This window comes from Curtobacterium sp. Leaf154 (assembly GCF_001424595.1).
Lineage (GTDB): Bacteria > Actinomycetota > Actinomycetes > Actinomycetales > Microbacteriaceae > Curtobacterium > Curtobacterium poinsettiae.
Genome location: NZ_LMOS01000008.1, coordinates 174,067 through 187,655 on the forward strand (window position 1 = coordinate 174,067; position 13,589 = coordinate 187,655).

The window sequence follows — 13,589 nt, forward strand, 5'->3', positions numbered from 1 at the left end:
GAACCACCAAATCGTCACCTGGGATGTGTGCACGACCGACAGGAGCCGCGATTAGGCTGTCCTCGTGACTGACACTGCCAATGATGCTCAGAAGACGGCCACACCGCCCACCACGCCCGTCCCCGTGAGTCCCGCCGCCGAACAGCAGGGCGCGACCGCGACGCTGACGTTCCCGGGTGGCACGGCGGAGTTCCCGATCCTGCAGAGCGTCGACGGCGCGTCCGCGATCGACATCTCGACCTTCAAGAAGCAGACCGGGATGAACACGCTCGACTACGGGTTCGTGAACACCGGTGCGACGAAGAGCGCGATCACCTACATCGACGGCGACCAGGGGATCCTGCGCTACCGCGGGTACCCGATCGACCAGATCGCCGCGAACTGCACCTTCCTCGAGGTCGCGTGGCTCCTGATCTACGGCGAGCTGCCGACCCCCACCGAGCTCGAGCAGTTCGACGCCCGCATCCGTCGGCACACCCTGCTGCACGAGGACCTCCGTCGCCTGTTCGACGCCCTGCCGCACTCGGCGCACCCGATGTCGGTGCTGTCGAGCGCCGTGAGCGCCCTGTCCACGTACTACGAGGACGACATGGACGTCGACGACCCCGAGAAGGTCGAGCTGCAGACCGTCCGGCTCCTCGCCAAGCTCCCGGTCATCGCGGCCTACGCCCACAAGAAGGCCATCGGGCAGGCGTTCCTGTACCCGGACAACTCGCTGTCGTTCGTCGACAACTTCCTTCGGCTGAACTTCGGCACCATGGCCGAGACCTACAAGCCGAACCCGGTGCTCTCCAAGGCGCTCGAGCGGCTCCTCATCCTGCACGAGGACCACGAGCAGAACGCCTCGACCTCGACGGTGCGCATGGTGGGCTCGACGAAGGCGAACATGTTCGCCTCGATCTCGGCCGGCATCAACGCCCTGTACGGCCCGCTGCACGGCGGCGCGAACGAAGCCGTGCTCGAGATGCTCCAGCAGATCAAGGACTCGGGCGAGCCCGTCACGCGGTTCGTCGAGCGGGTGAAGAACAAGGAGCAGGGTGTCAAGCTCATGGGCTTCGGGCACCGCGTCTACAAGAACTACGACCCGCGCGCCAAGCTCGTCAAGGAGTCCGCGCACGAGGTCCTCGAGTCCCTCGGCGTGCAGGACGACCTGCTCGACATCGCGATGGAGCTCGAGCAGATCGCACTCGAGGACGAGTACTTCGTCAGCCGCAAGCTCTACCCGAACGTCGACTTCTACACCGGCATCATCTACAAGGCGATGGGCTTCCCGCCGCGGATGTTCACCGTCCTGTTCGCGATCGGTCGTCTGCCGGGCTGGATCGCCCAGTGGCGCGAGCTGAACAACGACCCGCTCAACAAGATCGGTCGCCCGCAGCAGCTCTACGTGGGTGCGCCCGAGCGCGACGTCCCCGAGCGCTGACCGACTCCGAACGCCCCGCCCCACGGTTCCGTGGTGCGGGGCGTTCGTGTGTCTGCGCCCGCCGCCGCATCGAGCGGGCGGAACACCCGGGTCGCGCGGCGGGCGCACGCCGGCATTCCGCCCGCTCGTCGCGTTGTGTCGGGTCGAGCCGGGGGAGGGGCCGGAGGGTTGGCGGGGTGCGCTGCTGCGGATCGAACGGGCGGAATGCCACGGTGGAACCGACCGCGCACCGCGGCATTTCGCCCGCTCGCGGGGCGGGGCGGGGGAGCGCTGGACGGGAGGGCATGGAGGCCCGGTGCCGGTCTCGTGGGCCGGCTCCGGGCCTCCTGTGCGTGCGTCGGTGGGTGGGCGACCGTGGGACGCGCCGCTCACCTGCGCCGGGTGGTCGCGAACGGTCGTCCGGCGGGCATCGAAACGACGGTTCGTGCGCCCTCGGCGCACGCGGACGGCGTGTTGTGACCACTCGCGGGGCACTGGAGGCGACGACCTGGAGGCCCGGTGCCGGTCTCGTGGGCCGGCTCCGGGCCTCCAGGCGGGTGCGTCGGTGGGTGCGCGATCGTGGGACGCGCCGCTCACCTGCGCCGAGTGGTCGCGAACGGTCGTCCGGCGGGCGTCGAAACGACGGTTCGTGCGCCCTCGGCGCACGCGGACGGCGTGTTGTGACCACTCGCCGGGGCGGGCGCTACGCGTGCAGCGCGGTGTTCAGCTGGATGCCCTCGCCCTTGCGCTGCAGGGCTTCGACGGCGCCGCTGACGCTGTTGCGGCGGAACAGGATGTTCGGGGTGCCGGAGAGCTCGGCGGCCTTGACGGTCTTCGGGGTGCCGTCGGGGTTCGGGGCCGCACCGACGAGGACCACCTTCGTGCCGGCCGTCACGTAGAGGCCGGCCTCGACGACGGAGTCGTCACCGAGCGAGATGCCGAGGCCCGCGTTCGCGCCGAGGAGCGCACGTTCGCCGAGGGAGACACGGTGTGTGCCGCCGCCAGACAGGGTGCCCATGATCGAGGAGCCGCCGCCGACGTCGGTGCCGTGCCCGACGACGACGCCCTGCGAGACGCGGCCCTCGATCATGGCGTCACCGAGGGTGCCCGCGTTGAAGTTGACGAAGCCCTCGTGCATGACGGTCGTGCCCGGTGCCAGGTGTGCGCCGAGGCGGACGCGGCTCGCGTCGGCGATCCGGACGCGGTCCGGCACGACGTAGTCGAGCAGGCGCGGGAACTTGTCGATGCCGTGCACGGCGATGCCGGCGCGCTGCAGCGCGGGGCGCAGGCGCGTCAGCGACTCGGGGTGCACGGGGCCGGCGTTCGTCCACGCGACGATCGGCAGGTGGCCGAAGACGCCGTCCAGGGAGACCTCGTTCGGGCGGACGTGCAGGTGGCTCAGCAGGTGCAGGCGGAGGTACGCGTCCGGGGTGCTCGTCGGGCTCGCGTCGATCGTGATCTCGGTGGTGACGGCCTCGATCCGGACCTCGCGGCGGGGGTCGTCCCCGACGTGCGCCTGCAGCTCGGCGGGGAACACGGCGTCGGCGGGCAGGGCGCCGAGGTGGGTCTCCGGGTACCACGTGTCGAGCGTCGTGCCGTCGGCGGCGATCGTCGCGAGGCCGTGGCCCCAGGCGTGGGTCGGGCGGTCGGAGGCAGTCGTGTCGGTCACGGCTCCAGGGTACCGAGCGGCCGTCGGAGGGCACCGTCCGGCCGGACCGCCGGGGCGGCGGGGATCCCGTCCAGCCGGACGGCCGGGGCCGTGCGAGGGTCGGCGGGTAGGCTGCCCGCATGCCGGAGCACCTCGACCTCACCGCCTCGTCCATCGACATCACCCGTGCCATCTGCGACATCGAGTCGGTGTCCGGCAACGAGCAGGCCCTCGCCGACGCGATCGAGGCCGTGCTCGCCCCGCTGCCGCACCTCGAGGTCATCCGCGACGGCGACGCGATCGTCGCGCGGACGAACCTGGGCCGCGACCGCCGGGTGGTCATCGCGGGGCACATCGACACCGTCCCGCTCAACGACAACCTGCCGACCGAGTTCCGCACCACCGAGGACGGCACCGAGATCCTCTGGGGCCGCGGCACCGTCGACATGAAGGCCGGTTGCGCGGTGCAGCTGAAGCTCGCGTACGACCTGGCCGACCCCTCGGTCGACGTCACGTGGGTCTGGTACGACCACGAGGAGGTCAGCGACGCCCTGAACGGCCTCGGTCGTCTGGCCCGCACGCGGCCCGAGCTGCTCGCCGCCGACTTCGCGATCCTCGGTGAGCCGTCCGGGGCGCAGATCGAGGGTGGCTGCAACGGCAACCTCCGCGCCGAGATCCGCACGTTCGGCAAGCGCTCGCACAGCGCCCGGAGCTGGATCGGCGACAACGCGATCCACAAGACCGCCCCGATCCTGGCCACCCTGGCCGCGTACGAGCCCTGCACCGTCACGGTCGACGGGCTCGAGTACCGCGAGGGTCTGAACGCCGTCGGCATCAGCGGCGGCATCGCGGGCAACATCATCCCGGACGAGGCGATGGTGCACGTGAACTACCGGTTCGCCCCGTCCCGTTCGGCCGACGAGGCCGTCGCCCACATCCGCGAGCTGTTCGACGGCTACGAGGTCACGATCGTGGACCTCGCTGCCGGTGCCCGTCCCGGGCTCGACGCTCCGCTCGCGCAGGACTTCGTGGCTGCCGTCGGTGGACCGGCGCCCCGCCCGAAGTACGGCTGGACCGACGTCGCACGGTTCTCGGGCCTCGGCGTCCCCGCGGTCAACTACGGCCCCGGCGAACCGGTCTTCGCCCACCACGACGACGAGCAGGTCCCGGTCGCGCAGATCACCGCGGTCGAGGCCGGGCTGCGTCGGTGGCTGACGGCCTGACGACGGCGGGGGCCACCCGGAGGACCCCTGCTCGGAACCGCTGGCGGGCCCGGTACCGGGTCGTGCCCTGGTGGGTGCGCATCACCGTCGTCTACGTGCTGGCGCGGCTCGTCACCGGCGCGATGATGCTCGTCTTCGCCGGCGTGCAGGCGGCGAACTCGTTCACCGTCCAGAGCCCCGGCTACCTGTCGTTCGCGTCCATCTGGGACGGCGCCTGGTACCGCGTGATCGCCACGGGTGGGTACCCGTCGACGCTGCCGGTCGACGCCGCGGGACACGTGACCGAGAACGCGTGGGCGTTCATGCCCGCCTACCCGTTCCTGGTGCGCGGGTTCATGCTGCTCACCGGAGCGCCGTTCGAGTTCGTCGCGGTCTCGGTGTCGTTGCTCGCCGGCCTCGGCGCCGCACTGGTGTTCCGCCGGCTGATGGGCCGGTTCCTCGACCCCGCGCGGGCGACGTTCGCCACGGTGCTGTTCTGCGTCGCACCGGTGTCGGCGGTGTTCCAGGTGGCCTACGCGGAGTCGATGGGCCTGTTCCTGCTGCTCGTCGCGCTGCTGCTCATGGTGGACCGACGCTGGTGGGCGATGCTCCCCGTCGTGCTGCTGCTCGGCATGACCCGGCCGACCGGGCTCGCCTTCGCGTTCCTCGTCGTGCTCTTCGTGGTCGCGTGGGCGATCCGCCCCGCCTGGGTGCGGTCGTCGGAGCCGCTGACCGTCCGCCGCCTCGTGCCGCCCGCGGTCGTCGCCACGGTGTCCGGCCTGGTCGGTCTGGCGTGGCCGGCGATCGCGTGGGCCGTCACCGGGGTGCCGAAGGCGTACACGGACACCGAGCTCGCCTGGCGCTCGTCGTACATCGGGTGGAAGGAGCTCGTGCCCTTCGCGCCGTGGGTGCAGGGGTTCGGGTGGTGGTTCGGGCAGCCGGCCGGGGCGCTGTTGCTCGTCGTCGTGCTCGTCGGCTTCGCCGCGTTCGTGAGCATGCCCGCCGCGCGCCGGATCGGGATCGAGCTGCGACTGTGGGGTGTGGCGTACCTGGTGTACCTGCTCGCGGTGTTCTTCCCGCAGTCGAGCACCTGGCGGATCCTCGTGCCCATCGCGCCGCTGCTCGGCATCGTCGCGCTGCCGCGGTCGCGGGTGTACCGCGTGGCCGTCGTCGTCGCGTTCGTCGGGCTGCAGTGGGTCTGGCTGTACTACACGTGGTGGATCGACGGCTACGACTGGACCCCGCCGTGATCGACGCGGAGCACCGGAAGGCCCGTGGATCTGCGTTCTGCGGAGCACCGGAACGCCACATCCGACACCCCCAACCTGGGCGGTTTCGCAGTTGCCCCCTCCATACGGGATAATGGGACAGCATTTACTGCACGAAAGGGGACATCTGATGGCAGCCATGAAGCCGAGGACCGGTGACGGGCCGATGGAGGCTGTTAAGGAGGGTCGACTCATCATCGTGCGGGTTCCGCTCGAAGGTGGAGGCCGCCTGGTCGTCTCGGTCAACGATGCCGAGGCCAAGGAACTCCACGACGCACTCGCCGAGGTCGTCTCGGCCTAGTACGTCGAAGCACCAGAACGGGAAGCCCGGAGCGTGTACGCTCCGGGCTTCCCGTCTGTCTTCCGGGAGCGGGCAGCCCCCCTTGGTGTCGGTCGGCTCCGGCAGGATGAGGACGTGCCGAGGACCCACCTGCCCATCCGACGCGTCGACGAGTACCGCGACCCGGACCCGATGCCGCGCGACGCCTGGCCGGCCACGCTCCCGCCGATCCGGCAGCTGCTCGACGAGGGCCTCGACCTGGACCCGGTGACGGTGTTCGTCGGGGACAACGGTGTCGGCAAGTCGACCCTGATCGAGGCCATCGCGCTCGCGTTCGGGATGTCCCCGGAGGGCGGCTCGACCGGGGCGCACCACTCGACCCGGCCGTCCGAGTCGGACCTGTGGCAGCACATCGTCCTGCGACGGGACTTCGGTGCGCCCCGTGGCGGCTTCTTCCTGCGCGCTGAGACCATGCACGGCTTCTTCACCTACCTCGAGGAGCACCCGAACCGCAGTCGCCCCGAACCGGTCTTCCACGAGCGCAGCCACGGCGAGGCATTCCTGGACTTCGTCATCGACCGGGCGCGCTGGCCCGGGCTCTGGATCCTCGACGAGCCGGAGTCAGCCCTGTCGTTCTCGGGCTGCCTCACCCTGATCGCCCTGCTGCGGTCGATCGTCGAGAGCGGTGTCGGACAGGTCGTGCTCTCGACGCACTCACCCGTGCTGGCCGCGTTCCCGGGCGCGACGATCCACGAGGTCGGCGAATGGGGCCTGCGGCGCGCCGAGTGGAGTGAGCTCGACCTGGTGCGGAACCAGCGGGCGTTCCTCGAGTCCCCGGAGCGGTACCTGCGGCACCTCGACTGACCCGCGCGAGCGCCGGCGGGCCGAGGACTAGTTGGTGACCTTCGTCAGCTGCAGCAGCCCGTCACCGGCCGGCGACAGCGCGCTGCGCACCGCACCCGACGTCGACACCTCGGTCAGCAGCAGCCGGAAGTCCGTGGTGGCACGGTCGCGCTTCACCGGGTCGGCCACGCGTCCGCGCCACAGGGCGTGCGGTACCAGGACGGTGCCGCCCAGGCGTGCGAGGCGCAGCCCGTGCTCGACGTACTCGATGACGTGCTCCGGGTCGGCGTCGACGAGGACGACGTCGTACGAGGCCTCGTTCATGCGGGGGAGCACCTGGTTGGCCCGACCGGGGATGAGCCGGATCCGTGCGGGGGCGGTGCCGGCGCTGATGTAGGCGTCACGGGCGAACTGCTGGTGGTCGACCTCGACGTCGATCGTGGTCAGGGTCGCGTTCGGGGCACCGGCGAGCAGGTACAGGCCGGAGACGCCGAGACCGGTGCCGATCTCGATGATGCTCGTGGCTCGCGAGGCTGCGGCGATGACCCCGATCTGTGCACCGATCGCGGGCGAGATCGCTTCGACCCCGAGTTCCAGGGAGTGCTCACGAGCACGGGCGATCGCCTCGGTCTCCGAGACGATGTCCTCGGCGAACTTCCAGTTCGACTCTTTCTCTGACACGCACACTCCGTTCGGGAGACAACTCTAGAGGTGCAACGCAGCAGCACGCGTTAGGCTCGCTCGCGTGGACATCCCGCTCGACAAGATCCTGATCATCGGGGTCATCGGCGTCCTCTTGCTCGGGCCGCAGCGCCTGCCGATGTACGCCCAGAAGCTGGCCGAGTTCGTCAAGGCCGTCCGCCGGTTCGCCGACACCGCCAAGGAGCGGATGCGCGACGAGATGGGCCCCGAGTTCGACGACATCGAGTGGCAGAAGCTCGACCCGCGCCAGTACGACCCGAGACGCATCATCCGTGATGCCCTGCTCGACTCCGGTTCCAGTGCCGCAGCCGTGCAGACCGCTCAGGTCTCCGCGTCCAAGGTGCGTGCGACGGCTCCCGTCGTGCCCCTGGCCGCCGGTGAGGCCGCGCCCTTCGACGCCGAGGCGACCTGACGCTCGTCACAGCACCACCTGACGCTCGTCGCGTCACCACCTGACGGACTGGAGGCCCGTGGCGGATCCGCCACGGGCCTCCGGTCCGCCATGGGGTCGCGTCGTCAGTCGCGGGTGGCGACGATCGTGTAGGTCGTGGGGATGCGGTCGCGGTCGTGCTCCGGCCAGGCCCACGAACCGGTGCCGGTCTCGACCATGCGCGCGCTGAAGCGCCACGGCAGCGTGCGGCCCTCGTCGAGCCGGCGGAGCCGCAGCCCGGCGCCGAGCAGGGCGTTCACGATCTCGGACAGCGGGTGCGGCCACTCGAAGGTGCGGGTGTTCGCCACCGTGCCGTCGCCCGCGTAGGTGCCCGCGTCGTCCCACTGCTGGGCCGTGCCGTCGGGGAAGTACCGGTACCGGGTGACGAGCTCGTCCGCGTCCTCGTCGAGGGCGTACAGGGCCGGGTGGCCGTCGCGGATGAAGAACACCCCGCCGGGGCGCAGCAGTCCGGTGACCTGGGCGGCCCAGCGGTCGAGGTCGGGGAGCCAGCAGATCGTGCCGATGCTCGTGTACACGACGTCGAAGTCCCCGGAGACGGCGGCCCGGGCGTCGAGGACGTCGGACTCGACCCAGGTGACGTCGATGCCGAGTCGCGATGCGAGCCCACTGGCCGAGGTGAGTGCTGCGGGCGAGAAGTCGACGCCGGTCAGCCGGGCACCCTCGCGGGCGAGCGACACCGTGTCGGTGCCGATGTGGCACTGCAGGTGGCAGACGTCGAGGCCGTCGAGCGAGCCGTTCGGCAGCCACGGCGTCAGCGCCGGCAGGTCCTCGCGCACGACGTCCGAGCGGTGGTCGGGGTCGACGAGGGCGTCGATCTCGTAGGCACCCTCGTGGATCGGCACCCGGTCGTCCCAGTTCGCCTGGTTCGTGGCGCGTGCGTGCTTCCAGTCGACGTCGACGTGATCCGTGCTCATGCCCCCGAGCCTAGGACAGTGAGAGCCCGAGCTTCCGGCCGGCGAGCCCGCGCCCCATCGTGGTGATCCGGTCGGCGATCGCGGTCAGGGCCACCGCGGCCGGGTCCTCCGGGCTGCCGAGCACCACCGGTACCCCTGCGTCGCCGCCCTCGCGCAGCGGTACCGACAGCGGCACGCTGCCGAGCACCGGGACGGGGGCGTCCTGCCCGCGGGAGAGCCGCGATGCGGTCTCCGCACCACCGCCCTCGCCGAACAGGTGCAGGACCGACCCGTCCGGCTGCACGAGCCCGGACATGTTCTCGACCACGCCGATGACCCGCTGCCCGGTCTGCCGGGCGACGATCCCGCTGCGCTCGGCGACGTCGGCCGCGGCGGCCTGCGGGGTCGTGACGACCAGGACCTCGGCGTGCGGCAGGAGCTGCCCCACCGAGATCGCGACGTCGCCGGTGCCCGGGGGCAGGTCGAGCAGCAGGACGTCGAGGTCGCCGAAGAACACGTCGGTCAGGAACTGGTTCACGGTGCGGTGCAGCATCGGTCCGCGCCACGACACCGCGGTCGAGACGTCGTCGACGAACATGCCGATCGACACGACCTTCACGTCGTGGGCCACCGGCGGCAGGATCATGCTGTCCACACGCGTCGGACGCGGCGCGACCCCGTGCTCGTCGGTCAGGCCCATCAGCCCGGGCACGCTGAAGCCGTGCACGTCGACGTCGACGACCCCGACCCGCAGGCCCCGGCGGGCGAGCGCGACGGCGAGGTTCACGGTGACGGTGGACTTGCCGACGCCGCCCTTGCCACTCGTGACGGCGATGACGCGGGTGAGGGAGTCCGCCGTGAACTGCACGCCCTTCGGCCGGCCGGCGCGGAGCCGCTCGGTCAGCGCGGCGCGTGTCGCCGGGTCCATCACGGACACGTCGACGTTGACGGCGGCGACCCCCGGGACGGACGCGGCGGCGACGCGGACGTCGCGCTCGATGGTGTCGGCGGCGGGGCACCCCACGATCGTGAGCTGCAGGTCGACGCGCACCGAGCCTCCAGGCTGCACGTCGACACCACGGATCATGTCGAGCTCCGTGACGGGACGGCGGATCTCGGGGTCGATGACGCGGCCGAGCGCAGCGAGGACCGCCGTGCCGAGCTGATCATCGGTGGGGACGGGTTCAGCCACGGGTGGAGCTGTCGTGTTCGTCCGCGTAGCCGGCCTCGTCGGCGTCGCGGCGGTCGAGTTCCTCGAGCAGGGAGCGGAGCTCGGCGCGGATGAAGTCCTTGGACGCCATGTCCCGCATCGCCAGGCGCAGGGCCACGACCTCGCGGGCCAGGTACTCCGTGTCGGCCAGGTTGCGCTCGGCACGCTGGCGGTCCTGTTCGAACTGCACGCGGTCGCGGTCGTCCTGCCGGTTCTGCGCGAGCAGGATCAGCGGGGCCGCGTACGAGGCCTGCAGCGAGAGCACGAGGGTCAGCGCCGTGAAGCCGATCGCGGCTGAGTCGAACTGCCACGGCTTCGGCGCCAGGGTGTTGTAGCCCATCCAGACCACGCAGAACAGCGTGAGGCCGATGAGGAACCACGGCGTACCCATGCCCCGGGCGATGCCCTCGGTCGCGCGACCGAAGGTGTCCCCGCGACCACGGCGACGGCTGGGGAGCACGCGCGTGCGCATGCCCTTGGGGGAGTCGAGCCGGACCTCTTGGCGGTCACGGTCGCGACGGGTGTCATCCGTTCGGGCCACGGGTGGTCCTCCTTCCCGTCGTCACGGGTGTCCTGCGCGGGCGTTGGCGTGGAAGCGGTGAGGGTTCCCCCTCGCCCTGACTTCGCCAGTCGTCCGGCAGGACGTGGTCGAGGACATCGTCGATCGTCACCACCCCGACGAGACGGTGGGCGTCGTCGACCACGGGGACGGAGAGCAGGTTGTAGGTCGCCATGATGCGGGTGACCTCGGCGGCGCTCGCGTCGACCCGGACCGGTTCGGTCTGCTGGTCGATGAGCGTGCCGAGCCGCTCGTTCGGCGGGTAGCGGAGCATCCGCTGGAAGTGCACGAGCCCGAGGAACCGACCGGTCGGCGGCTCGTACGGCGGCAGGGTGACGCACACGGCGGCGCCGAGCACCGGCGCGAGCTCGTGGCGGCGGACCAGGGCCAGGCCCTCGGCCACGGTGGCGTCGGCCGAGACGATCACCGGTTCGGTGGTCATGAGACCACCGGCGGTGTCCGGCTCGTACTCCAGGAGCATGCGGACGTCCTGCGCCTCTTCCGGCTCCATGAGCTGCAAGAGGGCTTCGCTCCGCTCGTCGGAGAACTGGGCCAGGACGTCGGCCGCGTCGTCGGGCTGCATCTGGTCGAGGACGTCGGCGGCACGGGCGTCCGTCAGTCGGGTGAGGATCTCGATGCGTTCCTGGTCCGGCATCTCCTCGAGCACGTCGGCGAGGCGGTCGTCCGGCAGTTCCTCGGAGACCTCGAACCGACGCTCGGCGGGCAGGTCGAGGAGCGTCGACGCCAGGTCGGCGGGCAGCAGGTCGGAGTACGCGGCGATGACGTGCTCGGCGGACTGGGCCTCGCCGGGGAGCTCGTCCTCGGTGACCTCGTTCCACGTCGCGAAGGTCGTCGGGCCCTTGCCGAACGGCGACGGCGTGGTCTTCGGCTTGCGGAGGAAGAGCTGCGCGACCTCCCAGTCGCCCTGCCCGCGGTCCTCGATCGCGACGTCCTCGATGGTGGCGCGGATGCGCTGGTTCTTGATGAGCACCTTGCGGCCGAGCATCTCGGCGATGACGCGGACCTCGCCGCCGCGCTGCTCGAAGCGGCGCATGTTCACCAGGCCGGTCGTGATGACCTGCCCGGCACCGATCGAGGTGATGCGGCCGATGCTCACGAAGATGCGGCGTTTGCCGGGCACCTCGACGATGAGCCCGACGACGTGCGGGGGATCGGCCCGGCGGTAGACGACCAGGACGTCCCGGACCCGTCCGACGCGGTCGCCCGCGGGGTCGAAGACGGAGCACCCGGCGAGGCGGGCGACGAAGACCTTCGTGGCGCTCACCCGACCCAGCGTAGTCGCTCGGGTGTGCGCGTTCGCCCGCGCCGGTCGGCGGCTTCCCTGAGAGTGCACGTGCGATTGCAAGGTGTGCGGTGAATGATGGCTGGGTGAGCAATCAGAGCCCCTTCGCCGGCAGGACCGCCCAGGCGTTCCCGACGCTGCCCAAGGGCGACGTCCTGGGAACGTACGACAGCTACCCCGACGCGCAGCGCGTGGTGGCGAAGCTGGCCGAGGCCGACTTCCCCGTCAACCAGCTCTCCATCGTCGGCAACGACCTGAAGACGGTCGAGCGGGTCACCGGCAAGATGACCTACGGCCGCGCCGCCATCGCCGGCGCGCTGTCCGGTCTGTGGCTCGGCATCTTCTTCGGCATCGTGCTCACCCTCTTCTCGCCGAGCGCCGGCGGCCTGATCCTCGCCGCGGCGATCATCGGTGCCGCGTTCGGCATGCTCTACGGCATCGCCTCGTTCGCCATCACCAAGCGGCAGCGGGACTTCACCAGCGTCCACCAGGTGCTCGCCACGAACTACCAGATCGTCGTCAACCCGCAGCTGACCGGGCAGGCGCAGCGGATCCTCGGCGAGCACGGGGCGACCCCGTCCACGCACTGGAACGACGCTCCCCAGCAGCAGCAGCAGCAGCAGCAGCAGTGGCGCCCGGGCCCCGGTGGGGTCCCGCCGCAGCAGCAGTCGCCGTACGGCGGGCACGCCACCCCGCACCAGCAGCCAGGAGGCCCGCAGCACCCCGGTACGTCGGCCCCCGGCACGCAGACGGGTGCGCCTTCGGGCCCGCCGCGCTACGGCACGAACGACGGACCCCGGTACGGGGAGACCCCGGAGACCGCTGCCGCCCCCGCGGCCCCGCCGGTGCCGGAGCGTCGGCCCGAGGAGCCGCCGCGCTACGGCGAGCGGGTGGCCGGTGCGACGCCGCCGGAGCCCTCGTCCTCGCCGGACGCCCAGCGTGACGGCGATGGCGACGGGAACAGCGACCGCCGCTAGCCGGGCTCCGGCTGGCGCGACCGGCGTCGTCCTCGGGTCGCGCGAGGTCGGGTCGTGCGAGATCGCTCGACACGCCGTTCACGTCCGCCGAGGTCGCACGAACTGTCGCCGCCGAGCTGCACGGGCGGCACTTCGTGCGACCTCGCTGCCTGAGTCCGGACGGTCGGGCGGTCCGGGCGGTCGCAACACCCCGCACGCGAGGCCTCGAGCGGTCGGAGATCGTCGTTCGGCGCCGGCCCAGACGACGGTTCGCGACCGCTCGGCCTCGGGCCGACGGCACGTCGTGACCGAGAGCCGAGCGGGCTCGGGCGCGCGCGAGCCGGGCTTTCGCGCGGCGCGGTCCGGGCAGGTCCGGTCGGCGTCGCCGCGCTAGAGGACCTTCGAATAGCAGACCGACAGGGGCGCACCGACGTAGGGCCCGAAGTTCGCGATCCGCCGGAAGCCCTCGCGCTGGTAGAACCCGACGGCGCGCTGCTGCTCCGTGCCCGTCTCGAGCACGAGCGCCGGGGAGCCCAGGTCGAGCGCGGCCTCTTCCAACCGACGCAACAGTTCGGCGGCGACACCCGACCCGCGTGACTCCGGCCGGACGTACATCCGCTTGATCTCGGCGATGCCGTCGTCGACGACGCGCAGGCCCCCACATGCCAGGGGCGTGCCGGACTCGTCCCGCGCGACGAAGAACACAGAGATCGAGTCGGCGGTCGGCTTCTCGCCCGGTTCGGTGTCGCCGCCGTGCGCCCGGTCGATCTCCAGTCGCTGTGCGGCGCGGAGCCGTTGGGCGTCGGGTGAGTCGAAGTGCTCGACCTCGATCGAGAAGGTGTTCGGGGAGACCTCGGGCGTCGTCACCCGCT

Annotated in this window: 14 protein-coding genes; 7 read left to right on the plus strand and 7 right to left on the minus strand. The window is 71.3% G+C overall.

Annotated elements, in window-relative coordinates; translation table 11 throughout:
• Positions 1-124: 124 nt before the first annotated feature.
• Entirely contained in the window at positions 125-1,423 is a 1,299-nt protein-coding gene (locus tag ASF75_RS15915; RefSeq protein WP_017887058.1) for a citrate synthase, read from the plus strand.
• Positions 1,424-2,105: 682 nt separating this feature from the next.
• Here the strand turns inward: ASF75_RS15915 and dapD are convergent.
• A complete protein-coding gene (gene dapD / locus ASF75_RS15920) occupies positions 2,106-3,071 on the minus strand; it encodes a 2,3,4,5-tetrahydropyridine-2,6-dicarboxylate N-succinyltransferase (RefSeq protein WP_017887057.1) in 966 nt (321 codons plus the stop codon).
• A gap of 119 nt (positions 3,072-3,190) precedes the next feature.
• Here dapD and dapE point away from each other — a divergent pair, with 119 nt between their 5' ends.
• From dapE to ASF75_RS15935, 4 genes are all read left to right on the plus strand, one after another.
• Positions 3,191-4,273, plus strand: coding sequence for a succinyl-diaminopimelate desuccinylase (gene dapE, locus ASF75_RS15925; protein ID WP_056072955.1), 1,083 nt, complete (start codon positions 3,191-3,193; stop codon positions 4,271-4,273).
• Entirely contained in the window at positions 4,258-5,502 is a 1,245-nt protein-coding gene (locus ASF75_RS15930; RefSeq protein ID WP_017887055.1) for a hypothetical protein, read from the plus strand. Before dapE ends, ASF75_RS15930 begins: the two co-directional genes overlap by 16 nt.
• A 148-nt stretch (positions 5,503-5,650) precedes the next feature.
• On the plus strand, positions 5,651-5,821 hold the full coding sequence (locus tag ASF75_RS17455) for a DUF3117 domain-containing protein (RefSeq protein ID WP_017887054.1): 171 nt from the start codon (positions 5,651-5,653) through the stop codon (positions 5,819-5,821).
• A 114-nt stretch (positions 5,822-5,935) separates the two neighbouring features.
• Complete coding sequence (locus ASF75_RS15935; RefSeq protein ID WP_017887053.1) at positions 5,936-6,664, plus strand: AAA family ATPase; 729 nt, start codon at positions 5,936-5,938, stop codon at positions 6,662-6,664.
• A gap of 27 nt (positions 6,665-6,691) precedes the next feature.
• Here the strand turns inward: ASF75_RS15935 and ASF75_RS15940 are convergent, their stop codons facing one another.
• A complete protein-coding gene (locus ASF75_RS15940) occupies positions 6,692-7,324 on the minus strand; it encodes an O-methyltransferase (RefSeq protein WP_017887052.1) in 633 nt (210 codons plus the stop codon).
• A 64-nt stretch (positions 7,325-7,388) separates the two neighbouring features.
• Between ASF75_RS15940 and ASF75_RS15945 the strand changes: the two genes are divergently transcribed.
• Complete coding sequence (locus ASF75_RS15945) at positions 7,389-7,757, plus strand: twin-arginine translocase TatA/TatE family subunit (protein ID WP_017887051.1); 369 nt, start codon at positions 7,389-7,391, stop codon at positions 7,755-7,757.
• 104 nt (positions 7,758-7,861) lie between these two features.
• On the opposite strand, the gene ASF75_RS15950 is transcribed toward ASF75_RS15945, so the two are convergent.
• From ASF75_RS15950 to ASF75_RS15965, 4 genes are read right to left on the minus strand one after another with little or no spacing between them, the layout of a single operon-like run.
• A complete protein-coding gene (locus ASF75_RS15950; RefSeq protein ID WP_056072959.1) occupies positions 7,862-8,710 on the minus strand; it encodes a class I SAM-dependent methyltransferase in 849 nt (282 codons plus the stop codon).
• Positions 8,711-8,720: 10 nt separating this feature from the next.
• Positions 8,721-9,881 carry a P-loop NTPase gene (locus ASF75_RS15955; RefSeq protein ID WP_056072962.1) on the minus strand — a complete coding sequence of 387 codons (1,161 nt, stop codon included), beginning with the start codon at positions 9,879-9,881 and terminating at the stop codon, positions 8,721-8,723.
• Complete coding sequence (locus ASF75_RS15960; protein WP_042539423.1) at positions 9,874-10,371, minus strand: DUF1003 domain-containing protein; 498 nt, start codon at positions 10,369-10,371, stop codon at positions 9,874-9,876. The genes ASF75_RS15955 and ASF75_RS15960 overlap by 8 nt, the downstream gene beginning before the upstream one ends.
• A gap of 52 nt (positions 10,372-10,423) precedes the next feature.
• Positions 10,424-11,743 carry a magnesium transporter MgtE N-terminal domain-containing protein gene (locus ASF75_RS15965; RefSeq protein WP_017887047.1) on the minus strand — a complete coding sequence of 440 codons (1,320 nt, stop codon included), beginning with the start codon at positions 11,741-11,743 and terminating at the stop codon, positions 10,424-10,426.
• 104 nt (positions 11,744-11,847) lie between these two features.
• Here ASF75_RS15965 and ASF75_RS15970 point away from each other — a divergent pair, with 104 nt between their 5' ends.
• The gene (locus ASF75_RS15970) at positions 11,848-12,738 is read left to right on the plus strand and encodes a general stress protein (RefSeq protein ID WP_056072965.1); all 891 of its coding nucleotides are present in this window, start codon (positions 11,848-11,850) and stop codon (positions 12,736-12,738) included.
• A 369-nt stretch (positions 12,739-13,107) separates the two neighbouring features.
• Here ASF75_RS15970 and ASF75_RS15975 read toward each other — a convergent pair whose 3' ends face one another.
• Positions 13,108-13,584 carry a GNAT family N-acetyltransferase gene (locus ASF75_RS15975; RefSeq protein WP_042539345.1) on the minus strand — a complete coding sequence of 159 codons (477 nt, stop codon included), beginning with the start codon at positions 13,582-13,584 and terminating at the stop codon, positions 13,108-13,110.
• Between the last annotated feature and the right edge of the window lie 5 nt (positions 13,585-13,589).

Coding starts and splice junctions, on each gene's coding strand:
- dapE (WP_056072955.1), top strand. CDS start 3,191: ATGCCGGAGCACCTCGACCTCACCGCCTCGTCCATCGACATCACCCGT.
- ASF75_RS17455 (WP_017887054.1), top strand. CDS start 5,651: ATGGCAGCCATGAAGCCGAGGACCGGTGACGGGCCGATGGAGGCTGTT.
- ASF75_RS15950 (WP_056072959.1), bottom strand. CDS start 8,710: ATGAGCACGGATCACGTCGACGTCGACTGGAAGCACGCACGCGCCACG.
- ASF75_RS15960 (WP_042539423.1), bottom strand. CDS start 10,371: ATGCGCACGCGCGTGCTCCCCAGCCGTCGCCGTGGTCGCGGGGACACC.